The 14,629-nt window shown below is 63.5% G+C and carries 15 protein-coding genes and 1 pseudogene; 9 read left to right on the forward strand and 7 right to left on the reverse strand.

Going from position 1 to position 14,629, the window contains the following annotated elements:
* Positions 1-27 precede the first annotated feature (27 nt).
* Entirely contained in the window at positions 28-426 is a 399-nt protein-coding gene (locus EL191_RS12575) for a hypothetical protein (protein ID WP_013715682.1), read from the forward strand.
* A gap of 84 nt (positions 427-510) precedes the next feature.
* Here EL191_RS12575 and EL191_RS12580 read toward each other — a convergent pair whose 3' ends face one another.
* Positions 511-2,193, reverse strand: coding sequence for a DEAD/DEAH box helicase (locus tag EL191_RS12580; protein ID WP_013715683.1), 1,683 nt, complete (start codon positions 2,191-2,193; stop codon positions 511-513).
* Between the two features lie 330 nt (positions 2,194-2,523).
* On the reverse strand, positions 2,524-3,297 hold the full coding sequence (locus EL191_RS12585) for a spermidine synthase (protein ID WP_041979063.1): 774 nt from the start codon (positions 3,295-3,297) through the stop codon (positions 2,524-2,526).
* A 158-nt stretch (positions 3,298-3,455) separates the two neighbouring features.
* Here EL191_RS12585 and EL191_RS12590 point away from each other — a divergent pair, with 158 nt between their 5' ends.
* The 7 genes from EL191_RS12590 (at position 3,456) to EL191_RS12620 (ending at position 10,056) form a co-directional block, all read left to right on the forward strand.
* The gene (locus EL191_RS12590) at positions 3,456-4,784 is read left to right on the forward strand and encodes a flavin-containing monooxygenase (RefSeq protein ID WP_041979060.1); all 1,329 of its coding nucleotides are present in this window, start codon (positions 3,456-3,458) and stop codon (positions 4,782-4,784) included.
* Positions 4,781-5,719: a bile acid:sodium symporter family protein gene (locus EL191_RS12595; RefSeq protein WP_041979057.1), complete on the forward strand. Its 939-nt coding sequence runs from the start codon at positions 4,781-4,783 to the stop codon at positions 5,717-5,719. The genes EL191_RS12590 and EL191_RS12595 overlap by 4 nt, the downstream gene beginning before the upstream one ends.
* Positions 5,716-6,501 carry an SDR family NAD(P)-dependent oxidoreductase gene (locus tag EL191_RS12600; protein WP_041979055.1) on the forward strand — a complete coding sequence of 262 codons (786 nt, stop codon included), beginning with the start codon at positions 5,716-5,718 and terminating at the stop codon, positions 6,499-6,501. Before EL191_RS12595 ends, EL191_RS12600 begins: the two co-directional genes overlap by 4 nt.
* Positions 6,498-7,241, forward strand: coding sequence for a sulfite exporter TauE/SafE family protein (locus EL191_RS12605; protein ID WP_013715688.1), 744 nt, complete (start codon positions 6,498-6,500; stop codon positions 7,239-7,241). The genes EL191_RS12600 and EL191_RS12605 overlap by 4 nt, the downstream gene beginning before the upstream one ends.
* Positions 7,242-7,353: 112 nt before the next feature.
* Entirely contained in the window at positions 7,354-8,700 is a 1,347-nt protein-coding gene (locus EL191_RS12610; protein WP_041979052.1) for a class II 3-deoxy-7-phosphoheptulonate synthase, read from the forward strand.
* Positions 8,701-8,859: 159 nt separating this feature from the next.
* Positions 8,860-9,615 carry a metalloprotease LoiP gene (loiP, locus tag EL191_RS12615; RefSeq protein WP_017360983.1) on the forward strand — a complete coding sequence of 252 codons (756 nt, stop codon included), beginning with the start codon at positions 8,860-8,862 and terminating at the stop codon, positions 9,613-9,615.
* 51 nt (positions 9,616-9,666) lie between these two features.
* Positions 9,667-10,056: a lysozyme inhibitor LprI family protein gene (locus EL191_RS12620; RefSeq protein WP_041979048.1), complete on the forward strand. Its 390-nt coding sequence runs from the start codon at positions 9,667-9,669 to the stop codon at positions 10,054-10,056.
* Here the strand turns inward: EL191_RS12620 and EL191_RS12625 are convergent.
* The 4 genes and pseudogenes from EL191_RS12625 to EL191_RS12640 form a co-directional block, all read right to left on the reverse strand.
* The gene (locus tag EL191_RS12625) at positions 10,053-11,246 is read right to left on the reverse strand and encodes a winged helix-turn-helix domain-containing protein (protein WP_041979046.1); all 1,194 of its coding nucleotides are present in this window, start codon (positions 11,244-11,246) and stop codon (positions 10,053-10,055) included. The two genes, EL191_RS12620 and EL191_RS12625, sit on opposite strands and share 4 nt — an antisense overlap.
* 14 nt (positions 11,247-11,260) lie before the next feature.
* The gene (locus tag EL191_RS12630; protein ID WP_041979044.1) at positions 11,261-11,707 is read right to left on the reverse strand and encodes a DUF3291 domain-containing protein; all 447 of its coding nucleotides are present in this window, start codon (positions 11,705-11,707) and stop codon (positions 11,261-11,263) included.
* A gap of 24 nt (positions 11,708-11,731) precedes the next feature.
* Positions 11,732-12,639, reverse strand: a pseudogene (locus EL191_RS12635) (DMT family transporter).
* A 23-nt stretch (positions 12,640-12,662) separates the two neighbouring features.
* Positions 12,663-12,887, reverse strand: coding sequence for a DUF1127 domain-containing protein (locus EL191_RS12640; protein ID WP_013715695.1), 225 nt, complete (start codon positions 12,885-12,887; stop codon positions 12,663-12,665).
* A gap of 96 nt (positions 12,888-12,983) precedes the next feature.
* Between EL191_RS12640 and EL191_RS12645 the strand changes: the two genes are divergently transcribed.
* Positions 12,984-13,838, forward strand: a complete 855-nt coding sequence (locus EL191_RS12645) for a LysR family transcriptional regulator (RefSeq protein WP_041979042.1) — start codon at positions 12,984-12,986, stop codon at positions 13,836-13,838.
* Here EL191_RS12645 and EL191_RS12650 read toward each other — a convergent pair.
* A complete protein-coding gene (locus tag EL191_RS12650) occupies positions 13,833-14,600 on the reverse strand; it encodes a sulfite exporter TauE/SafE family protein (RefSeq protein ID WP_041979039.1) in 768 nt (255 codons plus the stop codon). The genes EL191_RS12645 and EL191_RS12650 overlap by 6 nt on opposite strands.
* Positions 14,601-14,629: the final 29 nt, after the last annotated feature.

Genomic DNA, 14,629 nt, shown 5'->3' on the forward strand with positions numbered 1-14,629 from the left:
TAAGCCCATCGCTTAGGGAGTACCGCCATGAAACATGACTGGGACCTGATCGAACGCCTGCTGCACGAGGCGCAGAACTCCGCTGGCAAACCCTTCGCCCCGCGTCGCTACGCCGAGGACCTGGCCGAAGAGCATGAGCATGCCGGCGAACCCGTGGACGATCTCGACCACCTGCGCGCCGAGGCCGCGCGCTACGAGGCCCGCCTGCTACACAACGGCTTTATCGAGCCGCGCCCGGAGGAAGAAGGCGGTAACGGCGAGAATTTCATCCTCACCGCGCGCGGCGCACAATTGCTGAGCATGCTCGACAGCAGCATTCCCGGCAGCGAGCACCCGCGTGAAGTGCTCGACGAAGCAGGGGAAGCGGCGCTGACGCCGGAGGTGTTCGACCGCCTGGCGCCCAAGGCCAATCTCGAGACTGGCTGACAGCGCGGTGCAGAAACAAAAACGCCGCGCCCTGTTAGGGCGCGGCGTTTTTTGATCCTGTGGCAAGGCATCGAGCCTGCCTGATCAATCCTCGCGGTAGCGACGCAGTTTCAGCGCCTTGCCGGCCACACGGGTGTCTTTCAGCTTGCCGAGCAGACGATCCAGGCCGTCTTCCGGCAGCTCGACCAGGCTGAAGGTCTCACGGATCTGAATGCGACCGATGGCTTCACGCGCCAGGCCGCCCTCGTTGAGGATAGCGCCCAACAGGTTCTTCGCGGCGATGCCGTCGCGAGTGCCCAGCGCGGTACGGCAGCGCACACGACCTTCGGCCAGCGGCATTGGCGCACGACGCTCGCGGTATTCACCGCGCTCACCGCCACGATCACCATCACGCTCGCGACGCTCACGCGGCGCACCACCCACACCCGGCACCAACGGCTGCTCGCGCTCGACGCTGGCCAGATCCAGTGCCTGGCCGTTGGTGGCCTTCTTCAGCAGTGCGGCGGCCAGGGCGCGCGGGCTGCAACCGATGTCGGCGGTCAGTCGGTCGAGCAGATCGCCATGACTGGCTTCGGCATCAGCCACCAGCGGCGCCAGGCTGCTGGTCAGCTTCTTGATGCGGGCATCGAGCACCTGCTGGGCGTTCGGCAGCTTGACCTCACCGACCTTCTGCCCGGTGACACGTTCGATCACCTGCAGCATGCGGCGCTCGCGCGGGGTTACCAGCAGCAGCGCACGGCCATCGCGACCGGCGCGGCCGGTACGGCCGATACGGTGCACGTAGGACTCAGGGTCGTACGGCATGTCGACGTTGAACACGTGGGTGATGCGCGGCACGTCGATACCCCGAGCAGCCACGTCGGTAGCGACGACGATGTCCAGGCGACCGTCCTTGAGCGACTCGATAACGCGCTCGCGCTGGTTCTGGGCGATGTCGCCGTTCAGCGCAGCGGCCTTGAAGCCTTTGGCTTCCAGCGCGGAGGCCAGATCCAGAGTGGCCTGCTTGGTGCGCACGAAGGCGATCAGAGCGTCGAAATCCTCGACTTCCAGCAGACGCAACACGGCGTTGGTCTTCTGGTCAGCGTGAATCATCAGATGCGCCTGCTCGATGCGCGAGACGGTCTGGGTCTTGGCCGCGATCTTGATGTGCTGCGGCTCGCGCAGGTGCTTCTCGGCGATGGCGCGGATCGAATGCGGCAGCGTGGCGGAGAACAGCACGCTCTGGCGGCTTTCCGGCATGGCTTCGAAGATGATCTCCAGATCGTCCATGAAGCCCAGTTTGAGCATCTCGTCAGCTTCGTCGAGCACCAGGTGCTGGATGGTGGACAGCACCTTCTCGTCGCGACGCAGGTGGTCGACCAGACGGCCCGGGGTCGCGACGATGATCTGCGCGCCCTGACGGATGGCCTTGAGCTGCGGGCCCATCGGCGCGCCACCATAGACCGCGACGACGTTAACGCCCGGCATCTGCTTGGAGTAGGTTTCGAAGGCGGTGGCCACCTGCAGGGCCAGCTCGCGGGTCGGAGCGAGGATCAGCACCTGCGGCTCGCGCTTGGCCGGGTCGATCTTGCTCAGCAGCGGCAGCGCGAAAGCTGCGGTCTTGCCGGTACCGGTCTGCGCCTGGCCGATCATGTCGTGGCCGGCAAGGATCACCGGAATGGCCTGCGACTGGATCGGGGACGGTTCTTCGTAACCGACGGCGGTCAGAGCGGCGAGAATATTGGGGTGAAGTCCGAGCGCGGCGAAGCCGCCGATTTCCTGGGTCATGGGTCTGCCTCAAGTGCATCCGCAAAGACCCATGTTCCAAAGCTGCGCATGCCGTGTAAGACCTTGTGGGTCACCCTGGCAGCCTGGTCGGCGGGGATTTGCGAAAACGTGATGAAAGTGAATCGTCAAGGATAGTCCGCTGGGGACTGGCTGCCGGAAGTTAATTTCCCGGGCGAGTTGCACTACCTGAACGTGGCCAGTGAATTGGCCGGCGCGCATCATACCGGAAATTCCTGACCAGGGTGCTGTTTTTTATGTTTCGCGCCTCCCTGCGTCGCCCCCTGTAGAAGCTCCCGGGCCGTTTCTTCCTGGTTTTCAGGCCATGACGCCTCAGGTGGCCGGACGCAGTGCCCCGATCAACGGTTGCAGGGAGTACCCCAGACGCGGCGCCAGTTCACCCGCACGCATCTGCAAACGCCCCATGTTAAGGCGCTGCTCGAGGTCAGCCGGAATCAACAGCACTACATTGCCCTCCTTCACCGGGCACTCCCAGTAATGCCGGTGATAGAGTCCGCGCAACAACGCCGCGCCGAGTGGCTTGCCGTCATTGCCAGCCCACTGGTTGATGATCAGCCAACCGCCCGGATTGAGCTTTTCGCGACAACGGTCCAAAAAGCGCCAGGCCAGGTGCCCGACACCCGGCCCCTGGTCGGTGTACAGATCGAGGAAGATCAGGTCGGCGGTTTCTGCGCTGTCGAGCAGCTCGGTAGCATCGCCGATGCGAATGGTCAGGCGTGGATCGTCGTCGAGCCCGAGAAACTCCATGGCCAAGCGCGGCACGTCCGGTCGTAGCTCGATGGCCTCCACATCCTCCAGCGGCAGGAATTTCAAGCAGGCCTGGGTCAGGTTACCGGCGCCCAGACCAAGGAACAGCGCGGTCTCCGGCGCATCATGGCACAGCGCGCCCAGCAGCATGGCACGGGTGTAGTCGTATTCAAGCCAGCTGGGATCGCCCTGGAACACGCAGCTCTGCTCGATGGCATCACCGAACTCGAGGAAGCGGTAGGCACCGATCTGCACCACGCGAATCACCCCGAAGGCATCGCGCACCTCGGCCAGCAGGACCTCGTCCTGCAACTCGTCGTCTGGCGGCAACCCTGGCATCGATACCTCTCCCACAGTGACATCCCGCACCACTAGTGGCGCGCTTAAGGCGCCGATTGTCATTGAAGCGGACGTGCCGGGTCACGCGATAATTCAGCTACGTCGACGTGACACCAAGCAATCTTGCGCTGCAACCCATAACAATAACGAGGTTCGCCATGTACGCCATCATAGGTGCCGGCCCAATGGGCCTGTGCACGGCCAGGCAATTGAAGAAACACGGCATCGATTTCGTCGGCTTCGAGCTGCACAGCGACGTCGGCGGCTTGTGGGACATCGACAATCCGCACAGCACCATGTACCACTCGGCACACCTGATTTCCTCCAAGGGGACCACCGAGTTCCGTGAATTCCCCATGCGCGCCGACGTGGCGCCCTACCCGCATCACAGCGAAATGCGCCAGTATTTTCACGACTACGCCAGGCAGTTTCAGCTCTACGATCACTACCAGTTCGACACCCGCGTGATTCAGGTGCAGCGCCAGCAAGGCGGCTGGAAGCTGATCAGCGAGCGCAACGGCGAGCAGCGCGAATGGCATTTCGACGGTGTACTGATCGCCAACGGCACCCTGCACACGCCCAACCTGCCACGCCTGCCCGGCGACTTCAGCGGCGAGCTGCTGCACTCGAGCGCCTACAAGAGCGCCGACATCTTCGCCGGCAAGCGCGTCTTGGTGGTCGGCTGCGGTAACTCGGCCTGCGATATCGCAGTCGACGCCGTGCACCGCGCAGCCTCGGTCGATCTGTCGGTGCGCCGCGGCTATTACTTCCTGCCCAAATTCATCCTCGGCAAGCCCACCGACACCTTTGGCGGTGCGATCAGGCTGCCGCGTCGCCTCAAGCAACTCCTCGATGGCCTGCTGGTGCGCGCCCTGGTCGGTAAGCCCTCGCAATATGGCCTGCCCGATCCGGACTATCGCCTGTACGAGTCGCATCCGGTGATGAACTCACTGGTACTGCACCACATCGGCCATGGCGACATCCGCACACGTGGCGATATCGCAGCGGTGGATGGCCGCAGCGTGACCTTCGCCAATGGCGACCGGGCCGACTACGACCTGATTCTGACGGCAACCGGCTACGCACTCGATTACCCCTTCATCGCCCGCAGCGAGTTGAACTGGCCGCCAGATGCCGGCGCGCCGCAGTTGTACCTGAATGTCTTTCATCCCGAGCACGACGACCTGTTCATGCTGGGCATGGTCGAGGCCTCCGGCCTGGGCTGGCAAGGACGCGACGAGCAAGCCGAACTGGTGGCCCTGTACATCCGCCAGCGCCAAGCCGGCAGCCCGGCCGCACAGGCGCTGCGCCAGACCATCCGCGAGCAGGCCGGGCAACGCCTGGACGGGGGCTACCGTTACCTGCAACTGGAGCGCATGGCCTATTACGTGCACAAGGACAGCTATCGTCAACGCATAGCCGAACACAGCGCAGCATTGCGCCGCGAACTTGTCGAACAAGCCGCACCCGCGATGCAGAGGGCATGAACGTGGAACAGGTCGATATCGCCTTCGATCCCAGCAGCCTGGTACTGATCAACCTGATCGTCGCCCTGATGATGTTTGGCGTTTCCCTGGACCTGCGCGCCGATGACTTCCGTCGTGTCGCCCGCGCCCCCAAAGCGCCGGTGATCGGCATGCTGGCACAGTTCCTGGCACTACCAGCGCTGACCTGCCTGGCTTGCTGGGCGCTAGCCATCCAGCCGGAGCTGGCTCTGGGCATGACCTTGATCGCTGCCTGCCCCGGCGGCAGTTTTTCCAACATCATGACCTGGATGGCGCGCGGCAACGTTGCACTGTCCGTGAGCATGACCGCGGTTTCCAGCATCGCCGCCAGCCTGCTGACACCGCTCAACTTCGCACTCTATGCCTGGCTCAATCCTCACACGCGCCCTTTGCTGACGCAGATCGAACTCGCCCCGCTGAACTTGCTGCTGCTCGTGCTGCTGGTACTGGGCCTACCGCTGCTTGCCGGTATGTGGGTGGGGCGGCGTTTCCCACAACTGACGCTGAAAGTGGAAAAGCCCCTGCGCCTGTTCGCCCTGTTGGTGATGCTGGGTTTCGTGGCCCTGGCCTTCAGTCGCAACCTGGAACAGTTCACTCGCCACTTTCACCTGTTCTTCTGGCTGGTGGTGGCGCACAACGCCCTGGCGCTGAGTATTGGTTACCTGTGTGCGCGCCTGAGCGGGCTGCCCTCGGCCGACCGGCGCGCCCTGACCCTTGAAGTGGGGATCCAGAACTCCGCGCTGGGCCTGGTGATCATTTTCACCTTCTTCCCACAGGCCAGCGGCATGCTGTTGATTGCCGCTTTTTGGGGTTGCTGGCATCTGGTGTCCGGCCTCAGCCTGGCCTGGCTCTGGTCGCGACGGCCGCCCGAAGAAAAGACGCTGCTGACTCCCCTGACCAGTAGTGCTGAACGATGACACGCGTCGTCCTGATCAGCGGCGCTGCCAGTGGCTTGGGCTGGCAACTGGCGCGCGCCTGCCACGCACGGGGCGATGCCCTGCTGCTCACCGATATCGACGCCAAAGGGCTCACAGCACGAATCGCGGAGCTCGGCACGGAGCGAGTACTGGGCCTGGCCGGAGACATCACCGATCCCGAGCTGCATGCACGCCTGATCAACGGCTGCAGACAGCGCTTCGGCCGGTTGGACGTGCTGATCAACAACGCCGGCATCACCCACCGTTCACCCACGCTGCGCACCGATCCAGCGGTATTTCGCAAGGTCATGGCGGTGGACTATCACGCACCGCTGGAACTGACGTTGATCGCCCTGCCGCTGCTGCGTGAAAGCCGCGGCCAGGTGGTCGCTATCGGCTCCATGGCCGGCTGGATGCCTGTACTTGGCCGTGCCGGCTACTGCGCAGCAAAGGCTGCGCTTGGCCAGGCCTTCGAAGTGCTGCGTGCAGAAATCACCGAAGACGGCATCGCTCTGCTGATGGTCTACCCAAGCTTTCTGAACACCCCCATCGACCGTAACGCCCTGGGTGGTGATGGCCAGCCCGCCGGCCATGCCCGCTCGACCATCGGCAGGATTCGCGGCGCCGACTGGATGGCCAAGCAGATTCTCGAGGCCGTCGAGCAGCGCCACGAACGCCTGTTCCCTGATCACGGCAGTTGGCTGGCAAGTCTGCTATGGCGCCTCACACCGAGGCTGTATCACCGCAAGATGTGCGAGCGCTTCGCCGGAGACCTGAAGTGAGCGCTCTGATTTCCTTTGCTCTGGGCGTTTTCATCCTGCTGGCCTACACCCTGGAAGCCATCACCGGCTTCGGCAGCGTGGTCATTGCCCTGTCGCTCGGAGCCCTGCTCCTGCCCATCGACCAGTTGCTGCCCATCCTGGTGCCGCTGAACATATGCATGACCGGCTACCTGGTTCGGCGCCACTGGCGGCAGATCGATCTGCCCTTGCTGCTCGGTACGCTGTTGCCAGGCATGCTCGTCGGTACACTGCTGGGCTACGCGCTGTTGCCTTATCTGGACACGCAGGCACTGCAAATCGGCTTCGGCCTGTTGATCACCTGGTTCGCCGGCCGCGAACTATGGCGCCTGAGCCAAGCCAGTTCGCCGGTACGACGCCCCGCCTGGTTGACCCGGGCCATCATGCTGGGCGCCGGCCTCAGCCACGGCCTGTTCGCCTCCGGTGGTCCGCTGCTGGTCTATGGCCTGGCCGGCACGCCGTTGGACAAGGCGCGACTGCGCGCCACCCTGATCAGCGTCTGGTTCACCCTCAACAGCCTGCTCACCCTCGCCTTTGCGCTTGACGGCCGTCTGCTGCCAGCGCTGCCTCAGGTGCTGAGCTACGCCCCGCTATTGCTCCTTGGCGTCTGGCTCGGCGAGCGCTTGCATCGTCGCTTCGACGAGCGTCACTTTCGCATCGCCATTCATCTGCTGCTACTGCTTACGGGGCTGCTGTTGCTGGCACCCTGGCGGCTGGCATGAGGCGCTGCACGACCATCGCCGACATCCGCTTCGCAGGCGATTCCCTGCCGTCACGCCACCAGGCTTATCGGTTAACATGCGCCTCCGCCTGATCAATCGCTAGAGACGCAGCATGTCGCACGCCTGGAGTCCCGATAGCTGGAGGGCCAAGCCCATCCAGCAGCAGCCTGAATACCCTGATGCCACTCACGTTGCCCGTGTCGAACAGACCCTGGCCGGCTACCCGCCGCTGGTGTTCGCCGGCGAGGCACGCGAGCTGCGCCGCCAGTTTGCCGAAGTCACCGAGGGCCGCGCCTTCCTGCTGCAAGGCGGCGACTGCGCGGAGAGCTTCGCCGAGTTTTCCGCCGCGAAGATTCGTGACACCTTCAAGGTGCTGCTACAGATGGCCATCGTCATGACCTTCGCCGCCGGTTGCCCGGTGGTGAAAGTCGGGCGCATGGCTGGCCAGTTCGCCAAGCCGCGCTCATCCGGCAGCGAAACCATCGATGGCATCACGCTGCCCGCCTACCGGGGCGATATCGTCAACGGCATCGGCTTTGACGCCGCCAGCCGCGTACCAGATCCAGAGCGTCTGCTGCAGGCCTATCACCAGGCCACCGCCAGCCTCAACCTGCTGCGCGCGTTCGCCCAAGGCGGTTTCGCCGACGTGCACCAGGTTCACCAGTGGAATCTCGACTTCATCGCCAACTCGGCGCTGGCCGAGAAGTACCACCAGCTCGCCAATCGCATCGACGAAACCCTCGCTTTCATGCGCGCGGTCGGCATGGACAGCGCGCCACAGCTACGCGAAGTCAGCTTCTTCACCGCGCACGAAGCGCTGCTGCTCAACTACGAAGAGGCCTTCGTCCGTCGTGACAGCCTCACCGGCCGCTGGTACGACTGCTCCGCGCACATGCTGTGGATCGGCGATCGCACCCGTCAGCTGGACGGCGCGCACGTCGAGTTCATGCGCGGTATCGAGAACCCCATCGGCGTCAAGGTCGGCCCGAGCATGGACCCGGACGAGCTGATCCGCCTGATCGACACGCTCAACCCGGACAACGATCCGGGCCGCCTCAACCTGATCGTGCGCATGGGCGCCGACAAGGTCGAAGAGCACTTCCCGCGCCTACTGCGCAAGGTCAAGCAAGAGGGTCGCCAGGTACTGTGGAGCTCCGACCCCATGCACGGCAACACCATCAAGGCCAGCAGCGGCTACAAGACCCGCGACTTCGCGCAGATTCTCAGCGAAGTCCGGCAGTTCTTCGCCGTGCACCAGGCCGAGGGGACCTATGCCGGCGGCATCCATATCGAGATGACCGGACAGAACGTCACCGAGTGCATCGGCGGTTCGCGCCCGATCACCGAAGACGGCCTGTCCGACCGCTACCACACCCACTGCGACCCGCGTATGAATGCAGATCAGTCGCTGGAGCTGGCCTTCATGATTGCCGAAACGCTTAAGCAGGTACGCCGCTGACCCGTTGCGCCCTGGCTGCTGCCAGGGCGCGAACCGGCTCGCACTTCTTTTGTGCGGTATCCGGCATAATGCCCCCCAACGCGAGCGCCGTTCAGGTGCCGAGATGCTACCCAGCCGGAAAGGACTCGCGGCCAACACGACCAACAAGGACGATGATCCATGCAACTGCGCACCACACTCTCCGCTTTCGCCCTCTCCAGCGCCGCTCTGCTGACCGGCTGCCAGAACATGTCGCCCGACGCCATGCTGCAATCCGGCCTGATGGCCGTGCAGGCGGTAACCCTCAGCGACGCCGAAGTGCGCAGCATGTCCGATCAGGCCTGCGCCGAGATGGACGCCGAAGCCAACATCGCCGGCCCGAACAGCCCGTACACCAAGCGCCTGGACAAGATCGCCAATAACCTCGGCCACCAGATCAACGGCACGCCGATCACCTATAAGGTTTACCAGGCCGACGAAGTCAATGCCTGGGCCATGGCCAACGGTTGCGTGCGTGTCTACAGCGGCCTGATGGACCTGATGACCGACAACGAAGTGGAAGGCGTACTCGGCCACGAAATCGGCCACGTCGCCCTCGGTCACAGCAAGAAGGCCATGCAGACCGCTTACGCCACCACTGCCGCGCGCAATGCTGCAGCTGCTTCGGGCAATGCCTCCGTCGCAGCACTGTCCGCCTCGCAACTTGGCGCCCTGGGCGAACAATTGATCAACGCGCAGTTCTCGCAGAGCCAGGAAAATGCGGCCGACAACTTCTCCTTCGACCTGCTGACCCAACGCAACATCCCGCGTGAAGGCCTAGTTACCGCGTTCGAGAAACTGGCCAAGCTGGGCGGCGGCGAAAGCAGCATGTTCTCCTCGCACCCGGGCTCAAGCGACCGCGCCAACAATATGCGTACCCGCCTGGCAGCCAAGTAAGCACGACGCTCAGGGGCTGCTCAGCGGCCCCTGTTTCATTGGAAAACTGCCATGCCAGCCCTGCATAAATACCTGATACCGCTTTTGCTGATCCTGCCGTTCAGCGCCCTGGCCGACTACGACCAGCGGTACCAGGACTGCCTGGACGCCAGCGGGATGATCAACAACGCCAGTGTCGCGGGTTGCGCCGAGGGGGTATCGGAAACGGCAAAGAAGGAGATGAACCGCATCTACCAGCAGTTGTTCCTGAAACTGCAGGAAAGTACACCGGAAGATGCCGAGCAACTGCAAGCGGCGCAGAAGGCCTGGCTGATCTACCGCAATGGCCAATGCGACCTGCAGGGCAAGCACATCGGCTCACCGATGTACTACACCTGCCCGATGGAGCTGAACATCCAGCGTCTCGATGAGTTGAAGTTTCTGCTGGAGAACGGCGGCTAGCCCATTAGTCCACGCAGATTGACGCTCGGCGCCAGCCACACCTCCTGCAGGCCCAACCAGTGCGCCAGCGCATGCAGAGAGTCCCCCAGCGCCAGGCGCGCTTCCTCGCTCAATACCGACTCTTCCACATGCACAGCATGCACGGCCAGTCGCGCAGCCGCGCGCTCGCTACGCAGATCTACCCGCGCCACCAGGCGTTCGTGATGCAGAAACGGCAGCACGTAGTAGCCATACACACGCTTGGCCTGCGGGGTGTAGATTTCCAGACGGTAGCGGAAGCCGAAAAGGCGCTCGGTGCGCTCTCGCTCCCAGATCAGTGAATCGAAGGGCGATAGCAAGGCGTTATGGCGCACACGCCGCGGAATGCGCGGCTCGCCCCGGCAATAGGCAGGCTGCCGCCAACCTTGTACAGCGACCGCTCGTAGCTCGCCCGCCTCCACCAGTTCGGCGATACGACGTTTGCTGTCGCTGGCATCGAGCCGGTAGTAGTCGCGCAGGTCCTTCTCGGTCGCCACGCCCAGAGCGTCGGCCGAGCGCAGCAACAGGCGCCGTTGCGCCTCGTCTTCATCGAGATACGGGTGATTCAGCACATCCGCAGGAATGATCCGCTCCGACAGGTCGTACAGCCTTTCGAAGCCGCGGCGCCCAGCCACAGTGACCAGACCCGCAGCGAACAGCCATTCCAGCGCCGTCTTTTCAGCGCTCCAGTCCCACCAGGGGCCGGCCTTCTCGGTGCGGCTGCTGAGGCTACCGGCACCTAACGCGCCGCGCTCACGCACGGCCTGCAACACGGACTCGATCACGTCGCGCCGCTCCACGCCGAAGCGTGCCAGGCCCGGGTAGATGCCCTGACCATCGGCAGCCCTGCGCATACGCCAACGCAGCAGCGGATAAAGCTCCAGCGGCAACAACGAGGCCTCGTGCCCCCAGTACTCGAACAGTCGTCTGCCCCGTGCGTGCCCCCAGGCCAGCTCATCGAGATGCTCAGCCTGGTAATGACCAAGGCGGGAAAACGCCGGCAGGTAGTGCGATCGCACCAGGGCGTTGACCGAATCGATCTGCAGCACGCCAAGGCGCTCGATCTGCGCCTGCAAGTGCTTGTGGGCGATGACGCCGCGTGGCGTACGGCCAAAACCCTGGGCAGCCAGGGCCAGGCGCCGTGCTTCGGCCAGGGAAAGAGAGTCTGTCATGGCGATTCAGCCTATCAGGCCGGCGCCGCGAACGCATGGCGAAAGATAAATGCCTGTTCCGTAGCGCCATGCTCGCGAAGATGCGCCAGGCGCTCGGCGGCCTCGACCACGCTCGGTCGATGCCCAGCCGGCACCCACCACAGCACCTGATGCGCCTGCTCGACGCGCTCGAACCATTCGCGGCGGCGCTTGAGCATCTCGGTGTGCGCGGATTTGTAGACGTAGTCGCTGAGCGACTGCACGTCCTGCCAGACCGACATATTGACCAAAACATCGTCGCCAAAGGGGCGGATCGCCGTGGCGTCGCCCGCTTCGTCCTGCAAACGCCAGACGTAGCCCTGCGAGGCTTCGGCCAGGGCGTTGATGCGCTCGAGGCTGGCAACGAAGTCGGCCATCTGTGGCGACTCAAGCGGCGCCGTCATCAAGGCGATGTTCAGTTGGGCCAGGTGATAAGCGGGCACTTAAGCCTCCTTGCGCATGAATGATCAGGGTTGCTGCGGCACGCTACGCCAGTCGGCCAGGCGACGGCGCAGCCAGGCTTCGCTGCTGACCAGGGTGATACCCGACAGTACCAATACCGCGCCGATGACGAAGTTCAAGGTAAGTGGTTCGTCCAACACCAGCACACCGAAGGTCACACCGAACAGCGGCGTCATGAAGGAAAACACCGCCATGTTCGAGGCCAGATAGCGACGCAGCAGCCAGAACCACGCCAGGTAGGTGAAGAACGACACCACCACGCCCTGCAGCACAATGCTGGCGATGGCGATCGGCGTCCAGCGCAATTGGTCGAGGTCAACGACCGCCAGCGCGTAGCCGAGCAGCAGCACGAAAGCCACTGCCAGTTGATAGAACAGCGTCAGCCCGGCCGGCGCCTCGGACAGGCGAGAACCCCTTACCACCACGGTGGTAGCGCCCCAGGCCATACCTGCGCACAGCCCCAGCGCATCACCGAGCAGGATGCCGGCATCGATCTGCGCCCAACTGCCACCGACACCGAAAGCCATTACCACACCGCCGAAGCACAGCGCGATACCCAGCCATTGCAGGCGCCGCAGGCGCTCGCTGGGCAGCAGCAGGTGCAGCCCCAGCGCCGAGAAGATCGGCGCGGTATATAGAAACACCGCCATATGCGACGCAGTGGTATGGCGCAAACCCAGCGCAATGAAGAAAAACTCCAGCGCGAACAGCACGCCCGCCAGCACACCGGCCAGCCAGGTAGAACTCAGCCATTCGCGCCAACCGCGATACCAGAGCGCAGTGCCACCTGCATCATTGGCGCGATGTCGTCGGCAGCCAGCTTGATCGCTACTTGCTGACTGCCCCAGATGGCGCACAGCAACAGCATCAGTTGGAACAGGAAAAAGTCGGCGCCCTTGCGTACCGCGGTCATTCAACCACTCCAGTCATTACCACTCATTTTTTCAATGGATCATCCCAAAAGGGCCGTTCCGCCTCTTGCAACGCATCGGCCCGGGACAACCCCAGATCCTTCAGCGCCATATCACCCAGTCGTGCCAGTTGCTGCCGCTCACGAGCCAGTTGGCGCCAGCGCCGCAGCATACGCCAAACATTGGTCAATGACGGCAACCGTTCAAAGTGGATGGCCTGCGCCAGCGCGTAACCTTTTTGACCTTTCATCTTTCCGCCCTCCTGTGGGGTTGGCGTCAGTGTCAGCCCGCGCTTATGATCAATCAAACGAATGTTTCTTATGCAATCCATCTCGAGGATTGATGAATGGCTTATCACCCCAGTATCGATACCGAATTGCTGCGCAGCTTCGTTGCCATCGCCGACACCGGCGGCTTCACCCGCGCAGCGGAAACAGTCAATCGCACCCAATCGGCCGTGAGCATGCAGATGAAGCGACTGGAGGAGGACGTTGTACAGCGCCCACTGTTCGAGCGCGACGGCCGCCAGGTGCGACTGACGCCCGAGGGTCAAGTACTGCTGGGCTATGCGCGGCGCATCCTCAAGCTGCACGGCGAGGTGCTCAACACCCTGCGCGAGCCACATATGGTCGGCGCCGTGCGCATCGGTACACCCGACGACTACGTGATGCGCTTCCTACCGGAGATTCTCTCGCGCTTCGCCCAGGCCTATCCGCTGGTTCAGGTCGAGGTCCATTGCGAACCCTCCGGTCAGTTACTCCTGCGCCAGGATCTGGACCTGACCATCGTCACTCGCCAGCCCGGCAAGGAGATCGGCCAACTGCTGCGCCAGGAGCGCTTCGCCTGGGCCGTTGCGCAAGGCTTTGCGCCGCACGAACAGAGCCCCATGCCACTGGCCATGTTCAATGCCGATTGTTTCTGCCGTGAATGGGCCTGCAACGCGCTGGATGCCATGCATCGCCCCTACCGTATCGCCTACACCAGCCCGAGCCTGTCGGCGATCTTCGCCGTGGTGCGTGCCGGCCTGGCCGTCACCGCACAACTGCAAAGCCTGATCACCCCCGATCTGCGCATCCTCGGCGAAGCCGAAGGCCTACCGCTGCTGCCGCTGACCAGCATCGTGCTGCTGCGTAACGAGAGCAGCCGGTCTCCCGTCACCGAATGCCTGGCCGATCACATCGTCGAAGGTTTTCGCCTATAGGCTGCCGCCTGACTCCAGCGCGAGCATCAACGCACAAAGCAGCAGGAAGCCGCAGAACAGGCTGCGCAGCAGGCGCTCAGGCAGCGAGTGCGCCAAACGCACGCCCCAGCTGATACTGAGCAGGCCACCGACGGCCAACGGGATGCCCATCCACCAATTGACGTGCTGGTGCACGGCATAAGTCAGCAAGGTCACCCCTGTGCTGGGCAGCGCCAGCGACAGCGATAGCCCCTGCGCCACCACCTGAGTAGTGCCGAACACGCTGGTCAGCATCGGCGTCGCCACCACCGCGCCGCCTACGCCAAATAGGCCGCCCATGGCACCGGACACTCCGCCCAGCACACCAAGCCAGCCCCAGTGGTGACGCAGCTCACCGCTCGCTGGCGCCTGAGCCATCAGCATACGCAGCAGGTTGTACGCCGCCAGCGCCAGCAGGAAACCAACGAAGGCCCATCGCATGGTGCGTGAGTCCACCTCCACGGCGTACAACGAGGCCAGCCAGGCACAAAAGAAACTGGTGATACCCAGTAGCAGGGCATGCCGCAGGTTGATGCGATTTCTCTGGTGATAGCGCCAGATCGCCAACATTACGTTCGGCACCACCATGACCAGCGCGGTGCCCTGCGCCAGTTGCTGATCCAGCCCGAAGACGATGCCCAACACCGGGATTGCGATCAGGCCGCCACCAATTCCGAACAAACCGCCCAGCGTTCCCAGGCTCAGCCCCAGCAGCAGATTCAGCAACAAGTCGAACAGATTCATGGCACCTCCAGACAGTGGGCGCATGTTAC

Source organism: Pseudomonas mendocina, from assembly GCF_900636545.1.
In the GTDB taxonomy this organism is placed as follows: Bacteria; Pseudomonadota; Gammaproteobacteria; order Pseudomonadales; family Pseudomonadaceae; genus Aquipseudomonas; species Aquipseudomonas mendocina.